Annotated in this window: 11 protein-coding genes, 1 pseudogene and 2 riboswitches; of the genes and pseudogenes, 9 read left to right on the forward strand and 3 right to left on the reverse strand. The window is 68.2% G+C overall.

What is annotated here, in order from left to right; genetic code table 11:
* The first annotated feature begins 3 nt into the window (after window positions 1-3).
* Both gatA and gatB read left to right on the forward strand, forming a co-directional pair.
* Complete coding sequence (gene gatA / locus OM977_RS06145) at window positions 4-1560, forward strand: Asp-tRNA(Asn)/Glu-tRNA(Gln) amidotransferase subunit GatA (RefSeq protein ID WP_264356624.1); 1557 nt, start codon at window positions 4-6, stop codon at window positions 1558-1560.
* Window positions 1560-3065 carry an Asp-tRNA(Asn)/Glu-tRNA(Gln) amidotransferase subunit GatB gene (gene gatB, locus OM977_RS06150; protein WP_264356625.1) on the forward strand — a complete coding sequence of 502 codons (1506 nt, stop codon included), beginning with the start codon at window positions 1560-1562 and terminating at the stop codon, window positions 3063-3065. The genes gatA and gatB overlap by 1 nt, the downstream gene beginning before the upstream one ends.
* Window positions 3066-3068: 3 nt before the next feature.
* Here the strand turns inward: gatB and OM977_RS06155 are convergent.
* Window positions 3069-3978, reverse strand: a pseudogene (locus tag OM977_RS06155) (LysR family transcriptional regulator).
* A gap of 155 nt (window positions 3979-4133) precedes the next feature.
* Here OM977_RS06155 and tdh point away from each other — a divergent pair.
* The 4 genes from tdh to hutI all read left to right on the forward strand — a co-directional run bounded on the left by tdh (window position 4134) and on the right by hutI (window position 8852).
* Complete coding sequence (gene tdh / locus OM977_RS06160; RefSeq protein ID WP_264356626.1) at window positions 4134-5180, forward strand: L-threonine 3-dehydrogenase; 1047 nt, start codon at window positions 4134-4136, stop codon at window positions 5178-5180.
* A gap of 79 nt (window positions 5181-5259) precedes the next feature.
* Window positions 5260-6468, forward strand: coding sequence for a glycine C-acetyltransferase (locus OM977_RS06165; protein ID WP_264356627.1), 1209 nt, complete (start codon window positions 5260-5262; stop codon window positions 6466-6468).
* Between the two features lie 54 nt (window positions 6469-6522).
* Window positions 6523-7632 (forward strand): NAD(P)/FAD-dependent oxidoreductase, encoded by a 1110-nt coding sequence (locus tag OM977_RS06170; protein WP_264356628.1) that lies wholly within the window; start codon window positions 6523-6525, stop codon window positions 7630-7632.
* Window positions 7633-7643: 11 nt separating this feature from the next.
* A complete protein-coding gene (gene hutI, locus OM977_RS06175; RefSeq protein WP_264356629.1) occupies window positions 7644-8852 on the forward strand; it encodes an imidazolonepropionase in 1209 nt (402 codons plus the stop codon).
* 33 nt (window positions 8853-8885) lie between these two features.
* Here hutI and OM977_RS06180 read toward each other — a convergent pair whose 3' ends face one another.
* A complete protein-coding gene (locus OM977_RS06180; protein ID WP_264356630.1) occupies window positions 8886-9542 on the reverse strand; it encodes a histidine phosphatase family protein in 657 nt (218 codons plus the stop codon).
* A gap of 112 nt (window positions 9543-9654) precedes the next feature.
* Here OM977_RS06180 and OM977_RS06185 point away from each other — a divergent pair, with 112 nt between their 5' ends.
* Window positions 9655-10542 carry a CPBP family intramembrane glutamic endopeptidase gene (locus OM977_RS06185; RefSeq protein ID WP_264356631.1) on the forward strand — a complete coding sequence of 296 codons (888 nt, stop codon included), beginning with the start codon at window positions 9655-9657 and terminating at the stop codon, window positions 10540-10542.
* Window positions 10543-10661: 119 nt separating this feature from the next.
* Here the strand turns inward: OM977_RS06185 and OM977_RS06190 are convergent, their stop codons facing one another.
* Entirely contained in the window at window positions 10662-11300 is a 639-nt protein-coding gene (locus OM977_RS06190) for a VOC family protein (RefSeq protein ID WP_264356632.1), read from the reverse strand.
* A gap of 200 nt (window positions 11301-11500) precedes the next feature.
* Window positions 11501-11616: riboswitch (SAM riboswitch) on the forward strand.
* A 61-nt stretch (window positions 11617-11677) separates the two neighbouring features.
* Here OM977_RS06190 and OM977_RS06195 point away from each other — a divergent pair.
* Both OM977_RS06195 and metX read left to right on the forward strand, forming a co-directional pair.
* The gene (locus OM977_RS06195) at window positions 11678-12994 is read left to right on the forward strand and encodes a bifunctional o-acetylhomoserine/o-acetylserine sulfhydrylase (protein ID WP_264356633.1); all 1317 of its coding nucleotides are present in this window, start codon (window positions 11678-11680) and stop codon (window positions 12992-12994) included.
* Between the two features lie 115 nt (window positions 12995-13109).
* A riboswitch (SAM riboswitch) is annotated at window positions 13110-13225 on the forward strand.
* Between the two features lie 10 nt (window positions 13226-13235).
* Complete coding sequence (gene metX, locus OM977_RS06200; protein WP_264356634.1) at window positions 13236-14411, forward strand: homoserine O-acetyltransferase MetX; 1176 nt, start codon at window positions 13236-13238, stop codon at window positions 14409-14411.
* Window positions 14412-14586 lie beyond the last annotated feature (175 nt).

The following is a 14586-nucleotide window of genomic DNA, read 5'->3' on the forward strand; positions in this document are numbered from 1 at the left end:
AACATGACTGAAACGAACTCCGACCTGATCCGTAATTCCGCCGCGCAGCTGGCCGAGAAGCTCGCCGCGCGCGAGGTCTCCGCCGTCGAGGTCACCCAGGCGCACCTGGACCGGATCGCCGCCGTCGACGGCAAGGTCCACGCCTTCCTGCACGTCAACACCGACGAGGCGCTCGCCGTCGCCGCCGAGGTGGACGCCATCCGCGCAGCCGGCGGCGCCGCCGCCGACGAACTGCACGCCCTCGCCGGCGTGCCGATCGCGGTCAAGGACCTCATCGTGACCGTCGGCCAGCCCACCACGGCCGGCTCGAAAATCCTCGAGGGCTGGCACAGCCCCTACGACGCCACCGTGGTCAAGCGCCTGCGCGCCGCGAAGATGCCGATCCTGGGCAAAACCAACCTGGACGAATTCGCGATGGGCTCCTCCACCGAGCACTCCGCCTACGGCCCCACCCACAACCCCTGGGACCTTGACCGCATCCCCGGCGGCTCAGGCGGCGGCTCCGCGGCCGCCGTGGCTGCCTTCGAGGCGCCGCTGGCCCTCGGCACGGACACCGGCGGTTCCATCCGCCAGCCCGGCGCCGTTACCGGCACCGTCGGCGTCAAGCCCACCTACGGCGGCGTCTCCCGCTACGGCGCGATCGCCATGGCCTCCTCGCTGGACCAGATCGGCCCGGTCTCCCGCACGGTGCTCGACTCGGCCCTGCTGCACCAGGTCATCGGCGGACACGATCCGCACGATTCCACCTCGCTGCCGGACCCGCTGGAGGACCTCGTGGCCGCCGCCCGGACCGGCAACGTTGACGGCATGAAGATCGGCATCATCAAGGAGCTCCACGGCGAGGGCTACCAGGCCGGCGTCGAGAACCGCTTCAATGAGTCCCTCGAGCTGCTCAAGGCCGCGGGCGCCGAGATCGTCGAGGTCTCCTGCCCCAACTTCAAGTACGCGCTGGGCGCCTACTACCTCGTCATGCCCTCCGAGGCGTCCTCCAACCTCGCCAAGTTCGACGGCGTCCGGTACGGCCTGCGGGTCCTGCCCGCGGACGGTCCGATGACCATCGAGCGTGTGATGGGAGCGACCCGGGCCGCCGGCTTCGGCGACGAGGTCAAGCGCCGCATCATCCTGGGCACCTACGCCCTGAGCGCCGGCTACTACGACGCCTACTACGGCTCGGCCCAGAAGGTGCGCACGCTGATCCAGCGCGACTTCGCCGCCGCCTTCGCCAAGGCGGACGTCCTGATCTCCCCGACGGCCCCCACCACGGCCTTCAAGCTCGGCGAGAAGCTCAACGACCCGCTGGCCATGTACCTCAACGACGTCGCGACCATCCCCGCCAACATGGCAGGTGTTCCCGGGCTCTCCCTGCCCGGTGGCCTGGCCGATGAGGACGGGTTGCCGGTTGGCATCCAGCTGCTGGCCCCGGCCCGCCAGGACGCCCGGCTCTACCGCGTCGGCGCCGTGCTTGAGTCCCTGCTCGAGGCGCAGTGGGGCGGGCCGCTGCTGGACCGTGCCCCCGCTCTCACCGATGACGCCGTCGCAAGCCACGGAGGTTCCCACTAATGACTGACGCAACCCTTAGCTTCGAAGAGGCGATGGAGAAGTACGATCCCGTCCTGGGCTTTGAGGTCCACGTGGAGCTCAACACCAAGACCAAGATGTTCTCCTCCGCGCCCAACGTCTTCGGCGACGAGCCCAACACCAACGTCAACGAGGTGGACCTCGGCATGCCCGGCGTGCTGCCTGTGGTGAACAAGACCGCGATCGAGTCCTCAATCAAGATCGGCCTGGCGCTGAACTGCAAGATCGCCGAGAGGTGCCGCTTCGCCCGGAAGAACTACTTCTACCCGGACACACCGAAGAACTTCCAGACCTCCCAGTACGACGAACCCATCGCGTACGACGGCTACCTGGACATCGAGCTCTCCGACGGCACGATCTTCCGCGTGGAGATCGAGCGCGCCCACATGGAGGAGGACGCCGGCAAGCTGACCCACATGGGGGGCGCCACCGGCCGCATCCAGGGCGCGGACTACTCCCTGGTGGACTACAACCGCTCCGGTGTGCCGCTGGTCGAGATCGTCACCAAGCCCATCCAGGGCGCGGGCAGCCGCGCTCCCGAACTCGCCAAGGCCTACGTGGCGGCAGTCCGCGAAATCGTGAAGAACCTCGGCGTCTCGGACGCGCGGATGGAACGGGGCAACGTCCGCTGCGACGCCAACGTCTCGCTCCGCCCGCACGGCCGCGAACGCTTCGGCATCCGCTCCGAGACCAAGAACGTCAACTCGCTGCGCGCCGTCGAACACGCCGTCCGCTACGAGATCCAGCGGCACGCCGCCGTGCTGGACTCGGGCGAGCCGGTCATCCAGGAGACCCGCCACTGGCACGAGGACACGCGGACCACGACGTCGGGCCGGGCCAAGTCCGACGCCGACGACTACCGCTACTTCCCCGAGCCGGACCTGGTGCCGATCACCGCGTCCCGCGAGTGGGTCGAGGAACTCCGGGCCACCCTGCCCGAGCCCCCGGCCGCCCGCCGCAAGCGCCTGCAGGCCGACTGGGGCTACGCCGACCTCGAGTTCCGCGACGTCGTCAACGCCGGCGTCATGGACGAGATCGAGGAAACCATCGCTGCCGGCGCCACCGCCACGGTGGCCCGCAAATGGTGGATGGGCGAGATCGTCGGACGCGCCAAGAACGCCGACGTCGATCCCGGCCAGCTTGGCGTCACACCGGCCACCATCGTGGAACTGAACCGGATGGTCGAGGACGGCAAGATCAACAACAAGATGGCCACCGAGGTCCTCGACGGCGTGCTCGCCGGCGAAGGCACTCCGGCGGAAATCGTCGAAAAGCGCGGCCTCGCCGTGGTCTCCGACGACGGCCCCCTCCTGGAAGCCATCGACGCGGCCCTCGCCGCGCAGCCCGGCGTCGCGGACAAGATCCGCGGCGGCAAGGTCCAGGCGATCGGCGCGATCGTCGGCGCCGTCATGAAGGCCACCCGCGGCCAGGCCGACGCCGGCCGGGTCAAGGAACTGATCCTGGAACGCCTCGGCGTCGAAGGCTAACCCCTAGCCGCCCACCAAATCGGTCATGATGGACTGCAGTGCTCCGCAGACCATCATGACCGATCTGCGTTTTAAGGTTCTCCGGCCTCGCCAGGATGTCGATCCGGCGCCGGGTGCTGATGCCCTCGAGCGGGCGCAGCACGATCTCCGGGTTCAGCACCGGCCGCGCGGTATGCCGCGGCAGCAGCCCGATCACATTCCCCGTCGCCACCAGCATGGCCACTGTGGAGTAGTCGTTGATCCGGTGGACGATGTTCAGTTCACGGCTGGACACGGCGGCGACGGCGGAGAGTACGTCCGCCGGGGAGTAGCCTGCGTGGCTGGTCACCCAGGGTTCGCCGACGACGTCGTCCGCGGTGACCGCCTGCTGGCCGGCCAGCCGGTGCCCGGCCGACAACGCCACATCCAGCGGCTCGTGCGCCAGCGGGATCACCGCGACGCGCTCTTCGGGCCAGCGCGGGCTGTGGTCCATCCGGTGCGCCAGGACCAGGTCGTAGCGGGCCGTCAGCGCCGGGAAGTCCTGCTGGGCCACGTCCTCGTCGGTAAGCAGGATCCGCGGCTGGTCCGGGGCGGCCAGCAACCGGGCCAGGGGGGCGAACAACGCCTGCCCGGCACTGTGGAAACCGCAGAGGGTTACCGGGGCTACGGGCGAGCCGTGGTAGGCGCCGATGGCCGTCCGGGCGTCCGCCATGGCGCTGACGACGGCGGCTCCGGCGTCGGCGAGCACCTGGCCGGCCTCGGTCAGGACCAGGTTGCGGCCCTCCTTGCGGGTCAGCGGAACGTCGACGGACTTTTGCAGGGCGGTCAACTGCTGGGACACTGCCGACGGCGTCACGAGTAAGGTCTCGGCGACTGCCTTGACGCTGCCCAGGGCCCCGAGTTCGCGGAGCATCTCGAGCTGGTGGATTTCCATGCGCCCAGTCTATTCGCAAGGAAACGCTTAATCGTCGATTGAGAAAAACCCGGTTGTGCTAATGCTTTGCAAGGGCTCTAATGAAGTGAGTTGTCCCACCTGCTGCCCGCGGCCACCGTCGCCGGACAGCGAAACAAAGCACAGTTAGGAACGCCATGAAGGCTCTCTACAAGGCCGGCGCCCACGCAGGATTCGAACTGGTGGACCGGCCGGAGCCGGAAACCGGCCCGGCCGATGTCAAAATCCGCGTGATGACCACAGGGATCTGCGGCACCGACCTGCACATCCAGTCCTGGGATGCCTGGGCGCAGGGCATCATCAACGCTCCGCTGATTGCCGGCCACGAGTTCTACGGCGAGGTCGTGGAGACCGGCGAGGACGTCCTCGACGTCAAGGTCGGCGACCGGGTTTCCGGCGAAGGCCACATCGTCTGCGGGATCTGCCGCAACTGCCGTGCCGGCCGCAAGCAGATGTGCATCCATACCGTCAGCGTAGGGGTCCAGCGCGACGGCGCCTTCGCCGAGTACGTCGTGATCCCCGAAACCAACGTCTGGGTGCATCAGGACCCGTCCGTGACGCCGGAACTGGGCGCCATCTTCGATCCGTTCGGCAACGCCGTCCACACCGCTCTCAGCTTTCCGCTCGTGGGCGAGGACGTGCTGATCACCGGCGCCGGGCCCATCGGGTTGATGGCCATCGCCGTTGCCCGCCACGCCGGGGCCCGGAAAATCGCCATCACCGATGTCTCCGCCCCGCGGCTGGAACTGGCCCGCACGCTCGGCGTCGACCTCGCGATCGACGTCTCCCGGATGCGCGTGAAGGACGCCCAGCGCGAACTCGGCATGCGCGAGGGGTTCGACATCGGCATGGAAATGTCCGGACACCCGACGGCGCTGCCTGAGATGATCGACAACATGAACCACGGCGGCCGGATCGCGATGCTGGGACTGCCCACCCAGTCGATCGACATCGACTGGGGAAAGGTGGTCACGCACATGCTGACCCTGAAGGGCATTTACGGCCGCGAAATGTTCGAGACCTGGTACGCCATGAGCGCCATGCTGTCCTCCAACCCGGTGCTGCACGCCAACATTTCCGCCGTCGTCACGGATACCCTGCCCGCCGCGGACTGGGAGAAGGGCTTCGAGATCGCCCGCGCCGGCGTGGGCGGCAAAGTGGTCCTGGACTGGACCGGCTTCTAGGCCCTCCCTTTCCGAGCCCGCGTTCGCACGACTTTCCGCCCCCGAACCAGGAATTCACCCCAGCTGAGGAGCACAACCCATGTATTCAGCCATCAAGGACCAGCTGCAGCACGAACTGGACGAGATCCGCAGCGCCGGCTTGTTCAAGACCGAGCGGCACATTGATTCCCCGCAGGCCAACCGCATCAAGGCCGGGCAGATCGGCGATGCCAGCGCGGAGGTCCTCAACTTCTGCGCCAACAACTATCTGGGCCTTGCAGACCACCCGGAGATCATCGCCGCCGCCAAGGCTGCGATGGACGACCGCGGCTTCGGGATGGCCAGCGTGCGCTTCATCTGCGGCACCCAGGACCTGCACCTGGCCTTGGAGGAGCGGGTTTCGAAGTTCCTCGGCACGGAGGACACCATCCTGTTCTCCAGCTGCTTTGATGCCAACGGCGGCGTGTTCGAGTCCCTCTTCGGCCCGGAAGACGCCGTGATTTCCGACGCGCTGAACCACGCCTCGATCATCGACGGCATCCGGCTCTGCAAGGCCCAGCGGTTCCGCTACGCCAACCAGGACATGGCCGACCTGGAAGCCAAGCTGATCCAGGCCACGACACAGGAGAACCCCGCCCGCCGCAAGATCATCGTCACGGACGGCGTCTTCTCCATGGACGGCTTCCTCGCCCCGCTCGAAGCCATCTGCGACCTCGCCGACAAATACGACGCCCTGGTCATGGTGGACGATTCCCATGCCGTGGGCTTCATGGGCTCCACCGGCGCCGGCACGCCCGAGCACGCCGGCGTCTCGGAGCGGGTGGACATCTACACCGGAACCTTCGGCAAGGCGCTCGGCGGCGCATCCGGCGGCTACGTCTCCGGCCGCCGCGAGATCGTCGCGATGCTCCGGCAGAAGGCCCGGCCGTACCTGTTCTCCAACTCGCTGGCGCCGGCCATCGTCGCGGCCACCCTGCAGGCCCTGGACCTGGTCGAAAACTCCGCGGAACTGCGCGGCAAGCTCTTCGCCAACGCCGGGCTGTTCCGGAACCGGATGGCGGAGGAAGGCTTCGAGCTGCTCCCGGGCGAACATGCGATTGTCCCGGTGATGTTCGGGGACGCCGTGATGGCCGCCAAGGTGGCGGATGAGATGCTGCAGCACGGAGTCTTCGTGACGGCATTCAGTTACCCGGTGGTGCCCAAGGGCGCCGCCCGGATCCGGGTGCAGCTATCCGCCGCGCACAGCGCCGAAGACGTCGAGACCTGCGTGCAGGCGTTCGTCCGCAGCCGGGCCGCGGTGGCGGCCTAGCTCAGGCCGTCGCGCTGCGGCGCCGTCGACCGGTACGTCTGCAAGGATGTAACCATGTCAGCCCATTACGATGTAGTGATTGTCGGCGGCGGAATCGCCGGCCTTTCCCTTGCCTCCGCCCTGGCCGGGAGATGCAGTGTGGCCCTGGTCGAAGCCGAGCAGACCCTGGCCTACCACACCTCGGCGCGCTCGGCGCGGCAGCTGATCCCCAGTTACGGCCCGGCCGTGGTCCAGGAGCTCACCGTCCGCACACTGGAACTCATCGCCGCCGAGGACGCCGGCCGGCCCGAACCGGTGCTTAGCCCACGCAGCTTCCTGCTGATCGGCGACGAAGCCACGGTCCAGGCGGAAGCCAGCGGCCTCATGCGCCGGATCACCCATGCCGAGGCGATGGAGCTCTGCCCGGTCCTGGTGCCGGAGTCCTTCAGCGCCGCGGGCCTGGACACTGGCTCCTTCGCCTGCAATGCCCCGCTGCTGCTCGAGGACCACCGTCAGCACGCCGAGGCCGGCGGCGTGGACATCATCACCGGAGCCAAGGTCCATTCCGCCCAGCGCCTCGGCTCCGGCTGGGAACTCGGCGCGGGGCAGGAGGGCTTCCAGGCCGCCGTCGTGGTGAACGCGGCCGGCGCCTGGGCGGACGAACTCGCCGTGCTCAGCGGGGTCGAGAAGCTCGGCCTGCAGCCGTACCGGCGGACGGCGGCGATCGTCGAGGTCGGGCACCCGCTCCCGACCGGCTGTCCCATGGTGGCCGCCGCCGATGAGAGTTTCTACTTCCGCCGCGACGGCGAACAGGTCCTCATCTCACCCTCGGAGTCCGTGCCGAGCCGGCCCGAGGACGCCCAGCCGTTCCCGGGCGACGTCGAGGCCCTGATTGCCAGGCTCAACGGCATCACCACCCTCGGCATCCGCGGGGTCCGCAAGGCCTGGACCGGGTTGCGGACGGAAGCGGCTGACGGAGTCCCGGTCGTGGGGTTCGACGCCGAAGCTCCCGGATTCTTCTGGCTCGCCGGCCAGGGCGGGTACGGGTTCCAAACCTCCTCGGGCATCGCCGAACTGGCCGCAGAGCTGATACTGGCCGGCCCGGGTGCCAGCGAAACCGCGGCGGGTCCGGCATCCCGGACAACCGACGCCTTGTCTGCCACTCGCTGGTCCATCCGCCGCTGAAGAATGGAACCATGAGCACCCTCGTCACCAACATCGCCGAACTGATGACCCAGGACGTGGACCACCGCGTCCTGAAAAACGCGGCCGTGGTGGTCGAGGGGGAGCGGATCGCCTGGCTCGGCCCCGCGGCGGACGCGCCGGCCGCCGACGACGTTGTCGACGCCGGGGGGCGTGCCGTCCTTCCGGGCTGGGTCGATTCGCACACGCACCTGATCTTCGCCGGGGACCGCACGGCCGAGTTCGAGGCCCGGATGGCGGGGGAGGGCTACAGCGCCGGCGGCATTGCCGTGACCACCAGCGCCACCCGAAGCACGAGCGACTTCGACCTCACCCGGCTGGCGATGGGACGGGTGGCCGAGGCCGTCGCACAGGGCACCACCTACCTGGAGACCAAAACCGGCTACGGCTTGGACGTGGAGAACGAGGCCCGCAGCGCACGCATCGCGTCCTCGGTGGTGGACGAAGTGACCTACCTCGGGGCGCATCTCGTCCCGGCCGGAATGGATGGCGAGGAGTATACGGATCTGGTCTGCGGCCCCATGCTGGCTGCGGTCCGCCCCTACGTCCGCTGGGCCGATGTCTTCTGCGAACGGGGTGCCTTCACCGAGGAGCAGTCCCGCCGCGTGCTCCGGGCGTGCCGCGAGGCGGGATTGGGGCTGCGCGTCCATGGCAACCAGCTGGGCGAGGGCCCCGGCGTGCAGCTTGCCGTGGAATTCGGCGCGGCGAGCGTGGACCACGTGAACTACCTTTCCGGCGACGACGTCGCCGCCCTCGCCGCCAGCTGGGCCGGCTGGGACGCCGGTGCAGGCGGCAAGCGCGGAACCGTGGCAACCTGCCTGCCGGCCTGCGACCTATCCACCCGGCAGCCGCTGGCTCCCGGCCGGGAACTGCTGGACGCGGGGGTGCAGCTGGCGCTGGCCTCCAATTGCAATCCCGGCACGTCCTACACGAGTTCGATGGCGTTCTGCGTCACCACGGCCGTGCTGCAGATGCACCTGAGCGTGCATGAGGCCGTGCGAGCCGCGACCTTCGGCGGGGCGCTGGCCCTTGGCCGGGACACCGGGAATGACGTCGACGGCGAACGCGCGGTCGGGTCGATCGCCGTCGGGCACCGCGCGGACCTGCACGTGCTCAACGCGCCGTCCGCCACACATCTGGCCTACCGCCCCGGCATCCCGCTCACCCACGCGGTCTGGCGGGCGGGCGTCCGCGCCCGCTGATCCGACGTGTCACGGGTGGCTCGCGGCACGGCCCTAAAAGAACATCGGCGGAGCATCCAGCACGGTTTCGTCCACGCGCCGGTCCACCCACTGGCTGAAGGGCTTGTCCAGCTCATACTTGCCGTAGTCGGTGCGCAACAGGGTCCGGACCTCGGCATTGTCCGGGTTGTTGAGCGACTCGAAGTACTCCACGGACCAATGGAACCAGCGCATGCAGAACAGCCGCATCGTCAGCCCGTGTGTGACGAACAGGGCGTTCGGGGCGTAGCTCGGCTTGGACCAGTGCCGGTGCAGCGTCTCCATGAACGAGGAGATCCTGTCGTACACATCGGAGCCGGACTCGCCCTCCCGGAAGCGGTAGAAAAAGTGGCCGTAGGCGTTCCGGAGCTCCTTCTGGTCCTCGATTTCGCCGGCGATCTGGAAGTTCGCCCAGTCCTGCTCCCGCAGCCGCGGTTCCTCGATCACCCGCTCGGTCAGCGGCCCGAGGTCGAGCGCCTCCAGCGTCTGATAGGCCCGGAGATAGGGGGAAACATAGACGCAGACCTGCCGGCCGGCCAGCAGGCGCCGGACCTGCTCACCGGCGGCGCGAGCCTGCTCGAGCCCCAGGTCGGTCAGCGGAATGCGGTAATCCGGCACCCGGTTGTAGATCGAGGTATCGGCGTTGGCGGCGGACTGGCCGTGCCGGATCATGATAATTTTCCCGGGCGCACTCATAGCTCCCAAGCATAGGTCCGTTCGGGGCGCCGGCCGGGGAAGCGCCCGGAAGCAGGCAACTGCCAGCAACTGCAGGCAAGATAGGAACATGTTGGTTCCTTCGCGCCGTCGGCTTCGCATCGAGGTCTGGATTGTCCTGGGTCTGTCGCTGGGGCAGTCGGCCGTGTACTCCGTGGTGCAGCTGCTGGACAAGATGACCAAGGCGCCGCTGGCGGAGGGGACCTCCACGCTGAACCGCTCGCAGAGCAGCCGCGAGTACTTCGACCTGACGTACCAGCTGCTGGACATCATCTTTGCCCTGGTGCCGGTGGTCCTGGTGATCTACTTCCTGACCGAGCACCGGCTGCCGGGCCTGTCCGGCAACAGCAGCCTGTCCGGCAACAGCAGCCTGGCCGGCAACAGCAGCCTGTCCGGCAACAGCAGCCTGGCCGGCAACAGCAGCCTGTCCGGCGGCAGCAGCCTGTCCGGCGGCAGCAGCGGCGGCTCGGCCTTCGGCAGGCTCGGCTTCGACTTTGCCCGGCCCGGGAAGGACCTGCTACAGGGACTGGGCCTGGCCGCGCTGATCGGCATCCCCTCCCTGGGCCTGTACGCCGCGGGCCGGGCCCTCGGGATCACGACGACGATCATTCCGAGTGCGCTGGACTCCTACTGGTGGACGGTGCCGGTGCTGATCCTTTCCGCGGCGCGGCACGGGATCGTGGAGGAAGTGATCGTGGTGGGCTACCTGCTGGACCGGCTGGGCAAGCTCGGCTGGAGCATGCCCCTGGCCATCTTCGCGAGCTCGATGCTCCGCGGCAGCTACCACCTCTACCAGGGCTTCGGCCCGTTTATCGGCAACGCGGTGATGGGGGTGGTTTTCGCCCTGGTTTACACCCGGACCCGCCGGGTGATGCCGCTCGTCATCGCCCATGCTCTGCTGGACATCGTGGCGTTCGTCGGTTTCAGCCTTTTCGGCAAGTCCGTCGGCCTGGGCTGAGCCGCAAAGCCCGGGCCGAGCCTCGTAGCCCGGGCTGACGCTTAAAGGTTTCGGCCGCCATCCAGGGTGACGTCATTGGCACCCGCCGATGGCGGCCGAAGAGTTGGGGCAGCGAAGCCTTAGATGGTGACGGCTCCGGAGGACGTCTCGAACGTGACGGACAGGATGCCGGGCGTGCCGTGCGGGGCCAGCCAGTTGACGGCGACATCTTCCAGCGGTTTCTCCACCGGTTCACCCAGCCATTCCGTCACGCGGTCCGCGGAGCCGGCGATGGTCAGGGCAGTCATCTTGACCTCGCTCGGGTAGGCGTTGGACGGGTGCAGCTCCGGATCGCCCTCCCACTTCAGCATGTACGGCACCTGGGGATCGGCGATGAGGCCCAGGATGCCGATCTGCTTCCAGACGAGCTCGCGGCCGTCCGGGAACTTCCGGTTGCCGTTGACGGCGGCGCGGCCAAGCCGGTGCTCGAACGGCGTCAGGTCGTCGACCTCGACGCACCAGCCCATCCAGCCGCCGCCTGCTTCGGAACGGGCACGTACGGCCTGGCCAAACGGTGCCTTGTCCGAGGCGGGGTGGTTCAGGACCTCCACGACTTCCAGGTACTTATGTCCGGCAAGCGGAATAATCATGTTTCGGGTCCCGAAACGGGGGTGTACTCCACCCTTCACGGCTTCAACGCCGAGGGCAGACGCAATACGGTCGGTGGTGGCAGCTAGGCCATCTTGTTCACAGGCGTAAGAGACGTGATCCATGCGCATGCCCTCATCTTGGCACTTTGTGATGGGGCTCTCAGCTTAGGGTGTCCTAACTGGCGGGGAAGTCACTTTGACGGCGTTGTACTGCCCCCTCGCGGGCCGTTGTCGCGGGGTGGCGGAGGACCTGTCCAGACCCGGGGCGTGGACTTCATCTTTGTCACAAAGCTGTTCAGCGCCCGCGGGCCGTTCCTACACTGAACCCAGGTCATGAGTGCCAGCGGACAGCCCCGGCTTGCTGGCCGGCAACCCTCGTTTCGCGGTGGGGTGCCCCGGGTGAAGACCTGGCCGTCCGGCGCCCGCCGGTCGGCAAGCGCGGCGCCTGAACCGACCCGGGCCGATGGCCTCCGGGGCGGCCTGTGCCCGGTCCCTAGGAGCTCCGAATGTCCAACGCCTGGTCCTTTGAAACCCGCCAGATCCACGCCGGCCAACAGCCGGACAGCGCCACCGGCGCCCGTTCCCTGCCCATCTACCAGACGACGTCGTTCGTGTTCCCCAGCGCCGAGAGCGCAGCCAACCGCTTCGCGCTGGCCGAACTTGCGCCGATCTACACCCGGATCGGCAATCCCACGCAGGATGCCGTGGAGCAGCGGGTGGCGAGCCTGGAAGGCGGCCTTGGGGCGCTGCTGCTCAGCTCCGGCCAGGCTGCGGAGACCTTCGCGATCCTGAACATCGCGGAGGCCGGCGACCACGTCGTGGCCAGCCCCAGCCTGTACGGCGGAACCTACAACCTGCTGGCGCATACCCTGAAGAAATTCGGCATCTCCGTGACGTTCGTGCAGGATCCGGACAACCTGGAGCAGTGGCGCGATGCGGTCCGGCCCAACACCAAACTGTTCTTCGGCGAGGTAGTCTCCAACCCGCGCCAGGACGTCCTGGACATCGAGGGAGTTTCTGCCGTGGCCCACGAGGCCGGCGTGCCGCTGATCGTGGACAACACCCTCTCCACGCCCTACCTGATCCGCCCGATCGAATGGGGCGCGGACATCGTGGTGCACTCCGCCACCAAGTATCTCGGCGGCCACGGCGCCGCGATCGCGGGCGTCATCGTTGACTCCGGCAACTTCGACTTCGGGGCGGAGCCGGAGCGGTTCCCGGGATTCAACACCCCGGACCCCACCTACAACGGCATCGTCTACGCACGTGACCTCGGCAAGGACGGTGCGCTCGGCGCAAACCTCTCCTACATCCTCAAAGCGCGCGTCCAGCTGCTGCGCGACCTGGGCTCCGCCGTCTCCCCGTTCAACGCCTTCCTCATCGCCCAGGGCATTGAGACCCTGAGCCTGCGGGTGGAACGCCACGTTGCCAACGCCACCAAGGTCGCCGAATGGCTCGAAGCCCGGGCCGACGTCGAATCGGTCGCCTACGCGGGGCTGCCGTCCAGCCCCTGGTATGAGCGCGGCCGCAAGTACGGGCCCAAAGGCACCGGCGCCGTGGTCTCGTTCATCGTCGCCGGGGGAGCGGAGGCCGGCCAGCGCTTCGTCGATGCCCTCGAGCTGCACTCCCACGTGGCGAACATCGGCGATGTGCGCTCGCTGGTCATCCACCCGGCCTCCACCACCCACAGCCAGCTGTCGCCGGAACAGCAGACCATCGCCGGCGTCCATCCGGGCCTGGTACGGCTTTCCGTGGGACTCGAGCACATCGACGACATCCTCGCCGACCTCGACGCCGGCTTCCGCGCTGCCAAGGGCGACTGATCCGCCAGTTTCCGGTGCCCCGGCCGCGCGCCGGGGCACCGGAAACCACGGCCTGCAGTCACATAGCCGTCACAATCTTCGCCACAACGGCGCTCCGTTTCGTAGACTCGAGGCAGGTCATGAGTGCCAGCGACAGCCCCGGCTTGCTGGCCGGCAACCCTCCTTTTGCGGCGGGGTGCCCCGGGTGAAGACCTGGCCTGCCGGTCTGCCGACGGCGGGCAAGCGCGAAGTGAGGTCCCACATGACGATTGCCGTCACCCGCAAGGGTGCACCCCTAAGCACCACCGCCGCCCCGCCAGCCACCGGCCCAGCAACGCCGGCAGGTCCTGGCGTTCCTGACGGGACGGTGCAATACGTCCCGATCGGTGACCTTGACCTCGAGTCCGGATCCCGGCTGCCCGATGTCACCCTTGCCTATGAAACCTGGGGGACGCTCAACGCGGACCGCTCCAATGCGGTGCTGATCGAGCATGCGCTTACCGGCGACACCCACGTCACCCGCGGCGCCAGCGAAGAGCCCGGCTGGTGGGAACAGCTCGCCGGCCCCGGCGCCCCCGTGGACACCGAGCGGTACTTCGTGGTCTCGATCAACATCCTGGGCGGCTGCTACGGCTCCACTGGGCCCTCCACGCCCGCTCCGGACGGAAAGCCCTGGGGCTCCCGCTTCCCGCTGGTGACCCTGCGCGACACCACGGCTGCCGAAGCCCGGCTCGCCGATGCCCTCGGCATCCGGAGCTGGTACGCGGTCCTGGGCGGATCTCTCGGCGGCGCCCGAGCCCTGGAGTGGGCCGTGACCTTCCCGGAACGGGTCCGGCGCTGCGCCGTGATTTCCATCGGGGCCAGCAGCACCGCCGAACAGATCGCTTTCGCCCAGGCCCAGACGCTCGCGATCCGCCAGGATCCCGGCTTCAACGGCGGGGACTACTACGGCGGCCCGGGACCCGAGGCCGGCCTTGCCCTGGCGCGGCGCATCGCGCACATTACCTACCGCTCCGCGGCCGAGCTGGACGGACGCTTCGGCCGGAATGCCCAGGAATCAGAGGCCCCGCTGCAGGCCGGGTCGCTGGCCGGCCGGGGCCGCTACCAGGTGGAAAGCTACCTGGACCACCAGGGCAACAAACTCGTCCGGCGTTTCGACGCGAACAGCTACATCGCCATCACCGAGGCCCTCATGAGCCACGACATCAGCCGCGGCCGCGGGGCGCTCGAGGAGGCCCTGGCGCCGTCGACGGCGGAATTCCTGGTGGCAGCCGTGGACTCGGACCGGCTCTATTTCCCGGCCCAGTCCCGCGCCCTCGCGGACGCCCTGCCCGGAACCGTGGACGTGCACGTGATCCAGGCGCCGATCGGTCATGACGGCTTCCTGACCGAGATCGGCCAGCTCAGCGGACAGCTCCGGGAAAACTTCTTCGGCTGATCCGTCCGCTAAAAACGGGCATCGTCTTGACCCGAACGTCCACTGCCTGTGCGTTTTTGCAGACGCGCTCTGCACTAATGGCCGTTGAGACGGAGGCCGGGAGCGCCCATACTCATTGAGAATGATGCCGCGTGTCACAAATCACAGGCGTCCTCCTCCCACTGGTCAATAGGGT

The sequence above is a fragment of the Pseudarthrobacter sp. MM222 genome (genome assembly GCF_947090775.1).
GTDB lineage: Bacteria > Actinomycetota > Actinomycetes > Actinomycetales > Micrococcaceae > Arthrobacter.

Coding starts and splice junctions, on each gene's coding strand:
- gatA (WP_264356624.1), top strand. CDS start 4: ATGACTGAAACGAACTCCGACCTGATCCGTAATTCCGCCGCGCAGCTG.
- gatB (WP_264356625.1), top strand. CDS start 1,560: ATGACTGACGCAACCCTTAGCTTCGAAGAGGCGATGGAGAAGTACGAT.
- tdh (WP_264356626.1), top strand. CDS start 4,134: ATGAAGGCTCTCTACAAGGCCGGCGCCCACGCAGGATTCGAACTGGTG.
- OM977_RS06165 (WP_264356627.1), top strand. CDS start 5,260: ATGTATTCAGCCATCAAGGACCAGCTGCAGCACGAACTGGACGAGATC.
- OM977_RS06170 (WP_264356628.1), top strand. CDS start 6,523: ATGTCAGCCCATTACGATGTAGTGATTGTCGGCGGCGGAATCGCCGGC.
- hutI (WP_264356629.1), top strand. CDS start 7,644: ATGAGCACCCTCGTCACCAACATCGCCGAACTGATGACCCAGGACGTG.
- OM977_RS06180 (WP_264356630.1), bottom strand. CDS start 9,542: ATGATCCGGCACGGCCAGTCCGCCGCCAACGCCGATACCTCGATCTAC.
- OM977_RS06185 (WP_264356631.1), top strand. CDS start 9,655: ATGTTGGTTCCTTCGCGCCGTCGGCTTCGCATCGAGGTCTGGATTGTC.
- OM977_RS06190 (WP_264356632.1), bottom strand. CDS start 11,300: ATGCGCATGGATCACGTCTCTTACGCCTGTGAACAAGATGGCCTAGCT.
- OM977_RS06195 (WP_264356633.1), top strand. CDS start 11,678: ATGTCCAACGCCTGGTCCTTTGAAACCCGCCAGATCCACGCCGGCCAA.
- metX (WP_264356634.1), top strand. CDS start 13,236: ATGACGATTGCCGTCACCCGCAAGGGTGCACCCCTAAGCACCACCGCC.